16 protein-coding genes are annotated in these 14,306 nt (G+C 41.4%); 13 read left to right on the top strand and 3 right to left on the bottom strand.

Annotated features, from left to right (window positions below):
- The first annotated feature begins 458 nt into the window (after positions 1 to 458).
- Both CXF95_RS22045 and CXF95_RS22050 read left to right on the top strand, forming a co-directional pair.
- Positions 459 to 1,070 (top strand): PEP-CTERM sorting domain-containing protein, encoded by a 612-nt coding sequence (locus CXF95_RS22045; protein WP_101198968.1) that lies wholly within the window; start codon positions 459 to 461, stop codon positions 1,068 to 1,070.
- Between the two features lie 366 nt (positions 1,071 to 1,436).
- Positions 1,437 to 2,594 (top strand): IS30 family transposase, encoded by a 1,158-nt coding sequence (locus tag CXF95_RS22050; RefSeq protein ID WP_101200714.1) that lies wholly within the window; start codon positions 1,437 to 1,439, stop codon positions 2,592 to 2,594.
- A gap of 389 nt (positions 2,595 to 2,983) precedes the next feature.
- Here CXF95_RS22050 and CXF95_RS22055 read toward each other — a convergent pair whose 3' ends face one another.
- Positions 2,984 to 3,325 carry a hypothetical protein gene (locus CXF95_RS22055; RefSeq protein ID WP_101200715.1) on the bottom strand — a complete coding sequence of 114 codons (342 nt, stop codon included), beginning with the start codon at positions 3,323 to 3,325 and terminating at the stop codon, positions 2,984 to 2,986.
- A 342-nt stretch (positions 3,326 to 3,667) separates the two neighbouring features.
- Between CXF95_RS22055 and CXF95_RS22060 the strand changes: the two genes are divergently transcribed.
- The 3 genes from CXF95_RS22060 to CXF95_RS22070 are packed head-to-tail and all read left to right on the top strand — an operon-like array spanning position 3,668 to position 7,516.
- Complete coding sequence (locus tag CXF95_RS22060) at positions 3,668 to 4,021, top strand: hypothetical protein (RefSeq protein ID WP_101200716.1); 354 nt, start codon at positions 3,668 to 3,670, stop codon at positions 4,019 to 4,021.
- A 33-nt stretch (positions 4,022 to 4,054) separates the two neighbouring features.
- Positions 4,055 to 6,280, top strand: a complete 2,226-nt coding sequence (locus tag CXF95_RS22065) for a TonB-dependent receptor (protein ID WP_101200717.1) — start codon at positions 4,055 to 4,057, stop codon at positions 6,278 to 6,280.
- A gap of 9 nt (positions 6,281 to 6,289) precedes the next feature.
- Complete coding sequence (locus CXF95_RS22070) at positions 6,290 to 7,516, top strand: hypothetical protein (RefSeq protein ID WP_101200718.1); 1,227 nt, start codon at positions 6,290 to 6,292, stop codon at positions 7,514 to 7,516.
- On the opposite strand, the gene CXF95_RS22075 is transcribed toward CXF95_RS22070, so the two are convergent.
- Both CXF95_RS22075 and CXF95_RS22080 read right to left on the bottom strand, forming a co-directional pair.
- Positions 7,517 to 8,701, bottom strand: coding sequence for a hypothetical protein (locus CXF95_RS22075; RefSeq protein ID WP_101200719.1), 1,185 nt, complete (start codon positions 8,699 to 8,701; stop codon positions 7,517 to 7,519).
- Positions 8,702 to 8,905: 204 nt separating this feature from the next.
- On the bottom strand, positions 8,906 to 9,262 hold the full coding sequence (locus tag CXF95_RS22080; protein WP_101200720.1) for a hypothetical protein: 357 nt from the start codon (positions 9,260 to 9,262) through the stop codon (positions 8,906 to 8,908).
- Between the two features lie 412 nt (positions 9,263 to 9,674).
- On the opposite strand from CXF95_RS22080, the gene CXF95_RS29695 reads away from it, so the two are divergent.
- The 8 genes from CXF95_RS29695 to CXF95_RS22120 are packed head-to-tail and all read left to right on the top strand — an operon-like array spanning position 9,675 to position 14,300.
- A complete protein-coding gene (locus CXF95_RS29695) occupies positions 9,675 to 9,995 on the top strand; it encodes a hypothetical protein (RefSeq protein WP_157828213.1) in 321 nt (106 codons plus the stop codon).
- Positions 9,992 to 10,486 (top strand): LysM peptidoglycan-binding domain-containing protein, encoded by a 495-nt coding sequence (locus CXF95_RS22090; protein ID WP_157828214.1) that lies wholly within the window; start codon positions 9,992 to 9,994, stop codon positions 10,484 to 10,486. Before CXF95_RS29695 ends, CXF95_RS22090 begins: the two co-directional genes overlap by 4 nt.
- Positions 10,467 to 11,198, top strand: a complete 732-nt coding sequence (locus CXF95_RS22095; protein ID WP_101200723.1) for a disulfide isomerase DsbC N-terminal domain-containing protein — start codon at positions 10,467 to 10,469, stop codon at positions 11,196 to 11,198. Before CXF95_RS22090 ends, CXF95_RS22095 begins: the two co-directional genes overlap by 20 nt.
- A complete protein-coding gene (locus CXF95_RS22100; protein WP_101200724.1) occupies positions 11,188 to 11,493 on the top strand; it encodes a hypothetical protein in 306 nt (101 codons plus the stop codon). The genes CXF95_RS22095 and CXF95_RS22100 overlap by 11 nt, the downstream gene beginning before the upstream one ends.
- The gene (locus CXF95_RS22105) at positions 11,494 to 11,766 is read left to right on the top strand and encodes a type IV conjugative transfer system protein TraL (protein ID WP_101200725.1); all 273 of its coding nucleotides are present in this window, start codon (positions 11,494 to 11,496) and stop codon (positions 11,764 to 11,766) included.
- 2 nt (positions 11,767 to 11,768) lie between these two features.
- Positions 11,769 to 12,362 (top strand): TraE/TraK family type IV conjugative transfer system protein, encoded by a 594-nt coding sequence (locus CXF95_RS22110; protein WP_101200726.1) that lies wholly within the window; start codon positions 11,769 to 11,771, stop codon positions 12,360 to 12,362.
- Between the two features lies 1 nt (position 12,363).
- Complete coding sequence (locus tag CXF95_RS22115; RefSeq protein ID WP_101200727.1) at positions 12,364 to 13,089, top strand: type-F conjugative transfer system secretin TraK; 726 nt, start codon at positions 12,364 to 12,366, stop codon at positions 13,087 to 13,089.
- The gene (locus CXF95_RS22120; RefSeq protein ID WP_101200728.1) at positions 13,089 to 14,300 is read left to right on the top strand and encodes a TraB/VirB10 family protein; all 1,212 of its coding nucleotides are present in this window, start codon (positions 13,089 to 13,091) and stop codon (positions 14,298 to 14,300) included. Before CXF95_RS22115 ends, CXF95_RS22120 begins: the two co-directional genes overlap by 1 nt.
- Positions 14,301 to 14,306: the final 6 nt, after the last annotated feature.

Here is a 14,306-nt window from a genome sequence, read left to right on the forward strand (position 1 = left end):
AACGTTTGAGAGAGTTTAATCAATATCAGTTTATAGCGCGAAGTGGAAGTAAACCCACCTAAAGCAGTCTTTGTGTTAGTCTGAAAACCCCTGTAATGCTTATCGCTAATGGTTTGAGCAGCCATATCTCTGAATTAATCGTTTTATAAGCTTAAACATGAAATTATGTGGCTTACTTTCCAGTTTCACACGTTAATTAAACAACTCATTGGCTTTTTACAGCGCCATATTTTTAAGGTTGAGTATTTATTTATATATCCATGTTGAATCAACAGATTAGCTCACCATTATTGTCAGGTTATTTTACAGATTAGCTTTATAAAAAACACCATAAACCTCTATAATATTGAAACAAAAGCATTTTTAATATTTGGCATCTAATTTGCATATGGATAGTGACTTGTTTTATTAACGTTTTCCTTCCAAAAAATTGGAAAGAGTTAAATTAGGAATATCAAATGAAATTTAAATTTTTAAAGACATTATTAATCGCAACATCTTTGTTTGTAGGAGCATTTGCAAACGCTGCTTTAATTACATCACTGTCAGGTAATTCTTATATAGATGACAAAGGTTTTATTGCTATAAGCACAAATGATGTTGTACAAGGTACAACAGTAGCCTCCACAAATATCTGGAACAGCCCCGCAAATTTCTCTGGGTTTACGTTATTGGCTGATGTTGATTATTTCATCCACATTTTCGTTGACGGTGGTAATTATCCAAACAACATAATAGGCGAATTCAATATCGACGGGACTACTCATGAGTTTGTAAATGGTACACAAACGTTAGGTACGAATAAGGTAGATTGGCTTTGGGGTACGAGCCTGTCGAATATGGTTAATGCGCCAGTAAATGTTGGGAATAATTACGCAGGATCATTCGATTCAACAACCGAAAACATATTCAGAGCAAACACATGGCCTGACTATATAAATACAAATGCATTTTTTACTACTAAGATATCTGCAGTCCAGCTAGATGTATCCAACGTACCAGAACCATCGACACTAGCTATTTTAGGATTAGGTTTAGTGGGTTTAGCATCACGTAGATTTAAGAAATAATCTTAGTTTAGAAAACATCAAGAAGTACTTTCCAGTTTGGTAGGTGCTTTTTTTTGTTCGTAAAGTTGCGGTATTCGACGAATGTGATTGTGTAACGTCCGTTTTAAAATAAATCAAACGTCTGCTATAGCGTCAGACCTCAAATTCAAATTATAAACATTGTATGGCGGCTGATCGCTCATTGCCGTCAGTCAAGTTTGATTAATCGCATGATTTTTCGCTCAATATAGTCTGATAGTTCGAATTCTTTTACGACCGCTTTAGGTCGATTTAAGCCTTTTCTAGACTAGAGCCTTATGTCGGCTTTTGGCTGTGAGTTCAATCGGTCAATGCAACGCTATACTTAGATAAAGTGGAGGTGTTGCTATGACAAGAAGAAAAAAGATTTACTACAATGCACAACAAAGAACATTAATATGGGATCGATATCAGCAAGGCGATTCCTTGCATGACATTGGAAAGATGTTTGATCGATTTCATACCGGTGTACAAAGAATTATTTCGAGGGAAGGCGGAATAAGGCCTCGCCAAAAAACAAGATCCGCGTCACATTTAACACCTCAAGAAAGAGAAGAAATATCTCGCGGTTTGTCATCAAAATTATCAATTCGTGAAATAGCCAAACAGCTAAATCGAGCACCTTCCAATGTATCTAGAGAGGTGAATCGAAATGGTGGGCGTGGAACATATCGAGCGAATAAAGCCGACACGGCCGCATGGGAGCGCGCAAAACGGCCAAAGCCATGCAAACTCCTTTTAAACAAAGTCTTAGCACGGTTGGTTGCGATGAAGTTACATCGAACTTGGTCACCCCAGCAAATCGCAGGTTGGCTCATGCACACTTACTCTGATAAGGACTTCCATGTGTCTCATGAAACAATATACAAAACGCTATATATCCAGACAAGAGGGGCTTTAAAGAAAGAACTGTTAAAACATTTGAGGTCTCAACGCGTCATGAGACGCTCTAAACATGCCACCTTAAAAGGTAAAGGTTTAGGTAAAATAGTAGACGCAGTTAATATCAGTGAAAGACCGCCTGAAGTAGAAGATAGAGCTGTTCCAGGGCACTGGGAGGGTGATTTGATAGCAGGCTCAGGAAATAGTTATATAGCGACTCTAGTCGAACGTCACTCCCGATATGTAATGTTAGCCAAGGTTTCAAGTAATAAAACCGCCGCCGTAATTGACGCGCTAATTAAGCAATCTAAAAAATTACCAAGCGAGTTATATAAGACATTAACTTGGGATAGAGGATGCGAAATGTCTAATCATAAAAGGTTCACACTCGCTACCGATATTCAAGTGTACTTCTGCGATCCAAAGTCGCCGTGGCAGCGAGGCTCGAATGAAAATACCAACCGTTTACTGCGTCAATACTTCCCAAAAGGAACAGACCTAAATGAGCATTCTCAACTGAAATTAAGCCAAGTCGCCAGACAACTAAACGAAAGACCAAGAAAGACGTTAGACTATGAGACACCAGCAGAGCGATTTAACCAGTGTGTTGCACTGACCAGTTGAACTCACAGCACTAAGCAGTCCTTAAAGGCTGCGTTTTTGTTTCTACATTAGGTCAGCAAAGTGGCATCGAGGTTAAATCTAGTAAACACAACATGTAGTGGTTGGTCGGGCTAAGTGGATAGCCCTTTTATTCAAACAGACTTACCTGAGGCGGCGCTCTATAATTTGAGGGCAATAATTCGACGACTTCGTTATTTTTTGTATTCAGGTGACTGAGTATCTTTTGGATCACCTATGGATTTTAGATGCTCGCTATAACCACCCAACACCGGATTGCTCACAGGTTTCTATTTCTATCGCAAAAATCCGTTAAGTATTGCACTGTGTCAAGCCTCAGCTTGAACTGTTGACAATCAATATCGTCAGGATATTGGCAAAAATAACGATAATTATATTCTGATCCGGCGGCGTTTTCGTAAGCCCTCTAATAAGCTACTCATTAATACTCGATTTACTCGGGTTTCATGCTTTTTAGCGAATGCTTCGATTTGTTCGTAGAGTTTTGCGTCTAGTTGGACGGAGCGTGATTTAGCTTTTCTATTGGGAGCGTAAAACACCACATGTTGTTTTTTGGTATACGCTGATTTGTTTTCAATATACTCCCTAACAAATAAATCAAGCACCCCCCGTTGCTCACGTTTGACAGCTTCGGCGTATTCTTTCCATGCATCAAAGAGCCAATCAGGCATGGGTATTGAAGCCCACGCCCTATCAATATTTTTATTCTCCACAAAAAGGTTTCCGATTTTTATTAATTATTATTATTCGAAATTGTGTATGAGTACATACATCAAAACAATACCACACAATTTTATATTTTGGCGCAAAACCCACATACAACCAATAGTGCTTTCATACTAATAACTATTGCGGATCAGAGTTAATCCATCAACTACGAGAAAAATAACAACCGAAAATTTTGAAGTATTGTATAAAAATTAAGCAGATTAATTTATTTCGATGTATGCTTACATACATTGCTTAACGGTTAGAGTTTTTACCGATGAAGCATGTGTTGAAATTCAATATGTTTGCTAGTTTCAAATCGAGCCTAGTTAAACAAGGAGCACTGCGTGAGCAGAAAATCAGTGTTTGTAAATAAGAAAGGCGTTGTGACACTCCCAGACTTTTTTAAACGAGGCTTTGGTGTTGTTCGGGATGGTGATGTGGTTCACATGAACCTTCCTGGCTTTAGTCTGTTGTCCGATATACCTAATAGCACTGATAAATCAGTTTCATATAAAGTAGCGCAGTTTTTGATAACACATTTTCATCCTGATGCGTCCCATAATGCTGAGCTTGTAGCGGAATTAGAAAGCGAATTTGTTGTTCCTACATTAACCAATGGTGGCTTGGTGCCCCATGAAACAATTAAAGATTGGCTGTTTTGGCATGGTAAGAAAAATGATTTGGTAGGTGGCTATTAAGGTAGTAAAAAAGGAGTACTAAAGGAATACTATATGTTGAAAGTGACTGATACATGCCTACTTAAAGCCTCGTGCATATTTTTAGCCCTTCCCTTTAGTGCGCTCGCAGAGAATGATCCCTTCGATCCGTTTAACATCAGTGATGCAGATATAAATTTAGTTACCCCGTCCCTACTTTCCGCTGCGTCAAGTGAAAGCCCTGTAAGCGTCACGAAACTTACTGCTTCTGATCTTGAGTTGTTGGGTATTAGCAATATAGTTGACGCACTCAGATTAGTGCCTGGCATGTTGATTGCTGATGAGTTCGGCAGTGGCTCAGTGGTGGGTTATCATGGCACTAACGTCAATGTCCCAAGGCGAATGGAAGTCCTTTTTAATGGTCACAGCATTTATCGTCCAGGTTATGCCGGATTGAACTGGCAACGCCTACCACTGGATATACCTGATCTGACTAGTATTGAGATCATACGGGGTGCCTCGGTTGTTGATTTTGGTAGCAATGCATTCCAAGCTACCGTAAACCTGATCCAAAAACCGTTAGCGACAATGCCCAGTGCAAAGCTGGAGGCATCGCTTGGACAGGACACACATAGAATATGGGCTGGCACTAAATACGCTTTTGACAATGGGCAGGTATTTGCGCGCTTTTTCCAAGAATATAATTCTGGTTTTGATGTCAGTGCGGCGGGTAAAAAAATCCCAGACGACACAAAAGGGAAAAATATCCTAATGAGCGGCATCGTTGATGTGTTCGATAATACATTGATTGATTTCAGCTTTATGAGTAAACGGTATAACTTTGAATTCCCAGGATTTTTAGGGGTAGACACCCAAAACGCCTTAGTCGTAGCGAGTAATTCGCTAATAAATATTGGGAATATTGAAGATAATTCAGATCACGCAGTGCTTAAATTAAGTTCAAAAGATAATTTCGCCGGTACACACATAGAATGGAAGATAGCGGCCAACTACACCCATGTAGAGCGGAAACAACCCATTCGTTCGTGCCAACCAGCTTACGTGTTTGATCCACTATTGGCCAAAATTGATGACAGCCCTAACATCCATTTAGTGAGTTCCGATTTTGACCTTTTCTTTAAGTCTGGGTTTGAAACCGGAAATGTGGTGCTTAAGGACTCAATTGTAAACCCCTTAGAACAGAGTGACTTTGACCTATTACTTCAGATGGGTCAACGAATGCAGGCTCTTGGAATAGACCCAGGTTATGAGCCAATTTGTACCAACACTAATATCGATGTAGAAGAATCTCGTTATGCTGTCAACGGGCGCGCTAAGTTCAAACCCCATGAAAAAATGTGGTTTTCAGCTACCGCTGAGCTACGTAGAGATGAAGCTCAGAGTGAAACGTATTTGGGTGGCGAAACTAAAAGCGACAGCTATAGGGCAAGCGCCAGTGTGCAGTATGCAATGCCAAAAAACGACCTTTTGAATGTTGGCGTGATGTTTGAGGATAACGACCGGACAGGATCAGCACTGTCATACCGCGTTGCTTATATTCATCAGATCGACAAATTACAGTCGGTACGGCTAACCTATTCTGATTCGAAACGTTTGCCCGACATATATGAAACTGAACGCGTATGGCGATTCTTCCACACATTCCTAGATGGATTCGTCGATTATTTAGGGCAACGGGAAGCGTACTTTTTTCGTACATCAACCTCCCCTGAAGGATTAAAGGCAGAGACCAACCGCACCGTCGAGATTGGCTATCAAATATCAGGCGCGCTTAATAAATATCATCTTGATGCAAAACTATTTCAGGAAGAATATCGGGATATGATCAGCGAGCCGTTCGATTTTTTTGATTTTAGATTATCCAATAAGGGTGAGAACAGATTAAGAGGCATTGAGTTTGGTGGCCATTACCAGTTTGATTTTGCGAAGATTGGTGCATCCTATCTCTATTTAGACTCACAGACTAAGACCCCGTTTGAAGGATCACTATACAGTCGTCATTCTGGCAGTGTGTGGACAATAGTCCCTATCACGAATGCGATATATGTGGGTGGCACCGTGACGGGGAATTCTGATATAGGGGGAGCGTCACATCTTCGAGTAGATACCACCTTGTCTTACAAAACGATGCTGTTCAATAAAGACATATTGAGTCAACTTATCTTTCGGCGCTATCCGGATGAATTTAGAGCGTTTACAGAATTTTCTGAAACGTTCCCAAATGTCATTAAGTACAACAACCGAAACCAAGTAACAATCAACTTCTCATTAAGTTTCTAGGATGAAATTATGAAAATTAAATATAGCGGAGTATTTATATCAAGTGTGTTGGTCCTTATGACTGGGTGTGGATCTGGAAGTGAACCGACGACACTCCCCTCCCCTGCTCCTGTTGTGACGACACAGCAAGGAAATTTCTATCTAGGTAATATTAGCGGCGTTAATTATGTTTCAGGAAATACCAGCGGAACGATATCCACAGACGGTGAATTTGAATATGAGCTGATTGATGGAATTGAACAACCCGTGGAGTTTTCTGTAGCAGGTATTGAATTAGGTACAACATTAGGCAAATCTGTTGTCACCCCAATCGACCTAGTGGTGGATGGAACTGTTGATAGTGTTCAGGTTATTAATAAAATAGCCCTACTACGCTTATTGTCTGTGGATCCGTCCTCAAAGTTTAACGTGAATATTGATCAACGTTTGATAGATAATGCCACTGACTTTGCATGGCCACAGCCCGATTTTACCTCGACCGAGTTCTCCACTTCTACACAGATGGTGCAAATACTTGGAGATATCAATGTGTTTTTGTTGTCGCAAAAAAGTATACCCACTTTTGGTGAGTCACAGGCGTATTTAAAACAACGAATGTACTGTGCAGCAAGTGGTATTTATTATGGCGACATTGCAGGGGATGACACTGGACATCTTACGTTCGGTATCAACCCCATAGATGGCAGCATGACGACGCTTGGCTGGAGCGATACGGCCCAAAACTTTATTTTTGTTCAAGCCCCTGCATCACCTGATTATGCTGGTGCTATCCGCTTTGTTAGTGGTGCTTCACTAAGCGGCGATAACTATGATGGCGTCATAACGCATTTTAGTGTTGCGCAAGGTACATGGACTAACACGATCGCACAAACGAGTGGCACGTTCACTGCGCAGCATCTGGACAGAGATGTGTCAGCGGTGCATCATTTTTCTGCTGCGTATATTGCGGTCTACCCGGTTTTTGGTCCTGGCCCTGCGGGAACATATTCATTTAGTCTGCACCAAGACGGTACTGTCACCGGTACTCAGGTAAATATCGCGTTTGGCAGCACCACTACCACCCCGATTACAGGCACTTGGGATAGTGGACTTTTGAGCGCGACCGTCGAAGGAGGAGCCGCCATCAACGCGTCGCTCGATTTTGGTAACATGGCAATGTTCGGTGAGTGGTCAGACTCTAATGCCCCTATAACGAGTGGTGGGATCATCGGTACTGGCTGTCAATTAAACGAATGATCACATCAAGAGGTCGTTTAGTTTGATCAGATCACGTCTGAGCAGGTCTCTAAACACTAAATGGTGAGCCAAGCGGTTCATCATTAACCCAGATTTATCGCAGAAAGATTTTAACCTTTCATAATGTCCGTCTGATATCCAAAATGCATGAGCTTTAGAAGACGGTGGTGAAGAGTAAAGTGACATATAACCCGTATCTTCGTCCTGCGCTGCATCATCATTTCGGAGTAACTCATCAATCAACGCCTCGACATAGCCCTGATGACTTTTCTTTGAATCTTCTATGGCCGTTTTAATGCATTTGATCATATCTGTTGGACAAACAACTTGAACGGATTTCCTCAGGGTTTTTTCAACACCGTACACATAAAGACGGCAAGAGGTATTTTTTTTCATATGCTTTATGAATGATTTTACTTGATCCGACTTTTCATCACCATCAATGATAACAATAGTCGATTTGGATTGATAACAAAGTGCCGCCTCGCCGCTGGCAGCGTAACCAAGTGAGAGCATTCTTGCTTCAGCAGTCTTAGGTTTTAACGTGGTTGTGTGGCCTTCTTTATCCATAAATCTGATCTCATCATCTGATATCGATGCTACTTGCTTGAGTGAATGGGGATTCTGGGTCTGAAAAACGATATCACCGACTGACAAGTGAAGTATTGCTTCATAATAAAACACAGCTTTAATAACCGCTTTCTGGAAAGTCGGAGAGGTTAAATCAAACACAAATTTGTGATTAGATTTCAAACTGACGAATTGAATTTGGGAGGCTTGTTTTTCAACCCGCAGCACCTTGAGCAGGTCGCCTTTTGCGGCAACAGAGCCGCTAATATTTAAGTCGGTTTTTAGCTCAATAACAGTCGAAGAGTATCGCCCTGCATTAAAGTTTTGAATATTGGTTGGTTCAGATACTTCCAGTGGATAACATACTTGCAATGATACAAAACCTGGTTCGATATACCCTGACTTTTGAAGAAACGCCTTGACCGGATTATCTAAACTCACTTGCTTATAATTATCAGGGGCTGAAAGCCTAATGTGGGTAGAGACAGTTTCCAGCAAAGATCTCGTCGCTAAAGACTCCTGCAGCAGTTCAAGATATTTTTCAATCGCTATCGCAGAGCGGTTTTTGATACCTTTTATCTTAGTCGTCTCTATCTTTAAATCATGTTCAGACATGCGGGAAGTGTACCTATAATCGCATTAACAACGGATGATCAAGGGTATTGTGGCCGTTATTACAGTTTAAGAATATCAATGTAGACCTATTGTAATACAATAAAGAAATACTTGTCAGGTATCAAAAGAGAGGAAAAGCACGAATAAATAGTCGAAGTGCGCACACATCGAACGGGGTTTGGTGACATAACAGCCGCTGTACTATTAGGTCTGGACGGCTAAAAGGTGGGTGTTAGCGACAGTTATTGTGTGTTTTAGTGCCAGAAAAACACTCTTCGCATCCTCATTTAATTCAACCCATTCCAGTATATTTTCGAGCGGAATAATACCGCCTTCGGCGGGCATCATTGTGAGCATGCTTTCTGTAAAGTCATTAATGATAGCCTTTTGACACAAGGCTCCATCACAAAACCACCCTAATATAGCGTCAGAAATCTGATTTAATGTATTATCTAAAAGGGGAATTTTATCAGGATTTTCGATGACAATTTCATTCTCTCCCATTGATAATAAAATGGAATGAATACCGACCGGAATGTGTGCTTTTGGTGAAGTGTCCATTGTTTTGCTCAGTGGTTAGTGAAGTGACCAGGTCAAATGAAGCTATACGCGCTATTTGACTAAATTAAACACACCATAATCACATCTCAATGTATGTTTACATACATTTAAATAAAACACATAGTATTGAATTTGGCAAGACAGAAAACACATAAAAACATTAATATAGTTTGTAATCACAGTATTAATATAAAATTTAACCATATAAAACAATGTTATATAGAAATAGTGTGACATCACATAAAAACTAACCTGCATTATAAAACTATTATGTTCAGCAAAAAATAATAAAATAAAAAACCTTTGTAATACAACCACTAATAATAAATATCCTCTTTCTTCTTGTTTATTCATTGTATTACTATCCTAATACAGTCTATACCTAACGTATGAGATTAAAGCGGAGTTCACAGTGAGTCGTGTCATTAAGCCGATCAACATTCGCACTGAGGAGCATGAAGTATTACTAAGCTCTGCCAAGGCGTTGCGTATGCCACTTAAAGATTATATTGAGTCTGTTTTAGTGGTCTATATGGCAATAGTGATGGAGGAAAAATGTGTGAAGTTCGAAGTGCCTCAGAAAATACAAACGCCAAAAGCGTTTGCTATGAGTGTCAATATTGCCCGACAAGTCAAAGAAATGAGCGGCAGGAAAGGGGTATCACAAGTGAATTTTATTTATTCTGCAATAATGTGGCATCTGGCACTGCTCCCCAAAAAGGTTATCTCGTGAAAATTTGTATAGCTATACTAATACTGTTCAGTGCTTTTTCGACGAAAGCGTTCGAACACACTGTGGTCAAAGGTGATTCGCTGTGGTTGCTGTCGCAACAATACCTAGGCACCGGCGTCAACTGGAAACAAATTTTGTACGCTGATGGCACGAAACCACACGCACATAATTTAGCGATTGGCCGCGTTGTTACAGTCAGCGAGTTTGGAGCGCAGCGCTTTCAAGCACCTCAATCAGCAACCCCCACTACAGCCCAAAGAGCAACGAAATCAAGTCACATCGCCTCACGAGGAACGTCATTGTCGTTTAATACCGCGCTTTATTGTTGTGGGGCAGAGGTTGTGACGATGGACGCGCAAGGAATATTTATTGTTATTCCGCAACCCCATCCTTTTGTAACCCAATCCTATGCGCCGGTTAAGCAAGAAATGGCGACATTTATGAACATTAAAATATCTAAGGAATTGTTCGATGCGATCAACACTAATTAGTATGGCCGGGCTATGCCTAAGTTTTCTTGTTGGCGCACAAAGTGAGCAGGACATGATTGCTAAGGCACAGATGAAATTCAAAGCCACCTTCGTGAACTCAACGGCGATCAAATCATTCGGGCCCTCCCCCATTGAAGGGCTTTATCAAATGCAGACGTTGAATGGATTGATGTATTACTACCCAGACAAGGAGCTGTTGGTATTCGGTAAGATATACGACAAAAACGGTGTCGATCTTTCAGCCCAGGTCGAACGAGCATCAAATCAAAAGCTAATAGACACACTCCCATTAGAAAGTGCGCTTGTGTTTGGGAATCCTGATGCAGAAACGAGTTATGTAGAGATTACTAACCCCTATTGTGGTCACTGCATTAATTATAGCCGGTGGGCTGATAAACAGGACAGCTCCCATATCAAACGGTATGTCTTTTTCTTTGTCACCGACGGGGAAGGCAACATCGGTCAGGGGCGTGGCAAACAAGAAGCTATCCACATTCTATGCCATCCGGAAGATTATTCGAAGATTTACAATCGTCAAAAAATCAGCCTCAAAACCTGCGAAGAGGGTTTAGCACGATTTGACCAGCATTCCGCTGCGATGAAGTTAATGGGTCCAACTGGTACCCCTAGTTTCATCGTGGATGGAAGACCCTTCGTCGGTTTCGACGAAGTACTTTTAACTAACCTCTATAGGAAAAGTCATGTTAAATAAAATTTATATTTCACCCAAGCAAATTTCGATTTTTTGCTTAGCTATGTTGGCGTCTGTCGCTGCTATGGCCATCGTTGCTCCAGCAGTCGGTTCACTAGGTTATGACTTGTATGACATCTTTGTTCTACAAGGTATCCAAGGCGCACCTGGCTTCTTAGGTGGCGTTATCGGGATCGCCTATTCTGCGACAATGATGAACAGTGGTAATTGGAAGCTGCCAGCGCTGGGCGTTTTAGGATCTTCTGCGCTTATCAGAGCGGATGACATCACTACCAGTTTAGGGATGCTCATTTAAATGACTAAACAGCGCCTATCTAGGTACCTTCATGAAGTGCCATTTATTATTTGGCTAGATATCCAAGAATGGGCGCTGATCCTAATTTGTTATGTGTTTTGGATTGCTGATCCGAGCCTGTTTAAATTTTTAGTCAGTCTTGCGATCCCATTTTTCATCATCCCACTGAAACGTCGTCAACCAAGAGGTTTTTTGGTGCACCTTATGTATTACGCAGGATTCAAGTCAACAAGTTTTTATCCTCCCGTTCTAGCTAATAAGTATGAGGAATAATCATGGCCGAGTCTGAACAAACAAAGGCACGCCAAGCGCGAGTGAATCATTTCTTATCCAAGAACAGTAACCTTTTTACCGAAAATAAGGTGTTGAAATTTGGGTTTATTTGTTTGTGTCTAATGGTCGCATATCAACAAATATCTATTCCTCGAATGATTGAATCACAGCGCACTATTATCCTGCCCTCCCCCAACATTCAATATGAGATTGGACGTTTTAGTGCCAACAATGCCTATATATTTGATACCTCGCTTAGCATCTTGGCCTTTTACGAAAATGTGAATGCTGGGAATGTTGAAGCTTTCTTTAGTGCACTGTTGTTATACGCATCACCTCAATATCACGGTGAGTTAAAAGATCTACTCAACAAACGTAAAAAAATCATAGTCAAATTAAAGAGTATTTCGTTTTTCACAGAATTTGTAGGTCATGGCGACATCACGGTAAAAGGCGATGAAATTTACATCATATATAACTATTACCGCCGTATTGGGGGCAAAGTGGAGTCTGCAGTTCGAAAAAGACTCACCATTACCCACGTCATGCAGAACGGTCGTTTCATGATAACCAAAATTGCAGATAAAGAGGTCTAAAATGAAAATTCTTCTCGCATTATTAACACTGATTAGTTCACAAGTGCTGGCTGTTAATGTGCAACCTGATAAACCTCGTCAGCTGCAAATATCAGCCAAAGACGTGAATAGGGTGACCTGCGTAAATGGCATGATCCAGGATGTTTTTTATAGCGAAGAAAAGGTACAACAAGTGAGCGTAGCAGAGGACAAGGTGTTTATAAAACTGCCCATTAAGCAGGAAGGCGAAACCTTGACGTACGCGAAAAACATAGTCGACTTCGACATCATCTGCGATGGACTGGCCTATAAGTTTTTTGCAGAGCCTAAAGAAAACTTGCGCGGTCAAATTATCTACTTAGGTGATCCTAATGTCACTCAGGCACTGCAGAATCTAAGGCAGTTGGATGGGATGGACAAAGAGGATCAATATGTACTGCTCGTTGATGCCGTATTAAGCAACGGTCGACTAAATAATCACGTTTACGACTCATTAGTTAAAGAGCAGGTTAAACAAACGTTAACTATCAATCACCGGGCATTATCGCTGCAAGAAAGTTACCGATTCAACGGTGCAGGGCTTCGCATCAAGCACTATATATACCCTGCGAAAGCCACCGAAAAATTCACAGAAGAGCAATTCTTAATACCGCAAATTAGCACCCAAGCACGCGCCATAACCGTTCATCCTATGACGGTTAATGCAGATGGATACATTAATGTAATCGTTATTGAAGAGGTGCACTAATGAACAAATTTCAATTATGGTTTACGCACCTTGAACCCCAGCACAAGCAGAAATACATCAAGTTCGGCATTATTTCGTTTCTTGTTGTTGTTGTGTTGAGTTGGTATTTTTTGTCCGGCGAAGGGGACAAGCGAGACGCAGAGCAACGTGCAGTAAAAGAAGGTATGCAGCAGGAGGAAGTGTTAGATAATTTCGATCTAATGGCGGACGACGTCTCAGAAACGTTCGCTAATCAGTTTGAAGCGCAAAACACGGCAATAGATCAAGCTATCACGACATCCGCTGAGGCGAGCAGTAAAACGGATCAATTAGCGCGCCAGATGACAGAAATGCTTGTCTTACTCAAGCAGGAAAAGGTAAACATACCACCAAGCAACGGGAATGAAAAAGGCTACTTTGAGTTACCTCAAGCACAAGCTGAGGGGTATCAACCACCACCATCATTTCGCAATGACGACAATATTGAGATGCAAGACTCGGTAACCATCATAGGGACGATTGGTCGCGTCCAGGGAGCACGCCAACTGGCTGAAAAAAAAAGCCCAAAAGCAGAGCGGTATTTTCTACCGATATCTTTTGCCAAGGCTCAAACACTTCACGGTCTGCGCATTGTAACCAGTGAAGGGGCGATGGCCGATCCTGAGCAGCTTCTGATCAGAATTCAAGCCCCAAGCATTCTACCCAATTCAATTCGTTCTGACTTAGAGGGGTGTTTTGTCATGTCTAGTGTCACTGGCCATTTGGCAAAACGGCGGGTCGACCCGCAACTCGCTTATTTGTCTTGTCTTAATAAAAATGGTGAATCTGTCATAGAGGAAGAAGTACAAGGGTACGTTGTCGATTCCGACGGCAATAAAGGCATGAGTGCCAACATTGTTTCACAAATGAGTGATTTTATTTGGCGAGCACTGTTAACCGGCACGGTCGCAGGGATTGGTGAAGGCGTGAGTTTGGCAGGTGTACAAAACTCGATAACGGGTGGTGGCCAGGTGCAAACGTTTGATCCAAACAGGATCACGCAATCTGCGCTGGGTAATGGTTTAAAGAACGGCTCTGAAGCCATCCAAGACATATTTATCGATTTAGCTAAACAACATGCACCAGTGGCGGAAGTGGGTGGCACCAAACACGTGTATGTGGTCTTTCAAAAAGGGGTGTGGTTAAACATTAAGCCACGCTACACGACTGCAAATGCAGAAACCAAAAATTAGGAGGAA

Origin of the sequence: Paraglaciecola sp. MB-3u-78 (assembly GCF_002835935.1) — a bacterium.
Classification (GTDB): Bacteria; Pseudomonadota; Gammaproteobacteria; order Enterobacterales; family Alteromonadaceae; genus Paraglaciecola.

Excerpts from the sequence above, each read along its gene's own strand:
- CXF95_RS22095 (WP_101200723.1), top strand. The coding sequence starts at position 10,467 with ATGCGATCAACACTAATTAGTATGGCCGGGCTATGCCTAAGTTTTCTT.
- CXF95_RS22105 (WP_101200725.1), top strand. The coding sequence starts at position 11,494 with ATGACTAAACAGCGCCTATCTAGGTACCTTCATGAAGTGCCATTTATT.
- CXF95_RS22115 (WP_101200727.1), top strand. The coding sequence starts at position 12,364 with ATGAAAATTCTTCTCGCATTATTAACACTGATTAGTTCACAAGTGCTG.
- CXF95_RS22080 (WP_101200720.1), bottom strand. The coding sequence starts at position 9,262 with ATGGACACTTCACCAAAAGCACACATTCCGGTCGGTATTCATTCCATT.
- CXF95_RS22070 (WP_101200718.1), top strand. The coding sequence starts at position 6,290 with ATGAAAATTAAATATAGCGGAGTATTTATATCAAGTGTGTTGGTCCTT.
- CXF95_RS22045 (WP_101198968.1), top strand. The coding sequence starts at position 459 with ATGAAATTTAAATTTTTAAAGACATTATTAATCGCAACATCTTTGTTT.
- CXF95_RS22075 (WP_101200719.1), bottom strand. The coding sequence starts at position 8,701 with ATGTCTGAACATGATTTAAAGATAGAGACGACTAAGATAAAAGGTATC.
- CXF95_RS22120 (WP_101200728.1), top strand. The coding sequence starts at position 13,089 with ATGAACAAATTTCAATTATGGTTTACGCACCTTGAACCCCAGCACAAG.
- CXF95_RS22110 (WP_101200726.1), top strand. The coding sequence starts at position 11,769 with ATGGCCGAGTCTGAACAAACAAAGGCACGCCAAGCGCGAGTGAATCAT.
- CXF95_RS22065 (WP_101200717.1), top strand. The coding sequence starts at position 4,055 with ATGTTGAAAGTGACTGATACATGCCTACTTAAAGCCTCGTGCATATTT.
- CXF95_RS22050 (WP_101200714.1), top strand. The coding sequence starts at position 1,437 with ATGACAAGAAGAAAAAAGATTTACTACAATGCACAACAAAGAACATTA.
- CXF95_RS22100 (WP_101200724.1), top strand. The coding sequence starts at position 11,188 with ATGTTAAATAAAATTTATATTTCACCCAAGCAAATTTCGATTTTTTGC.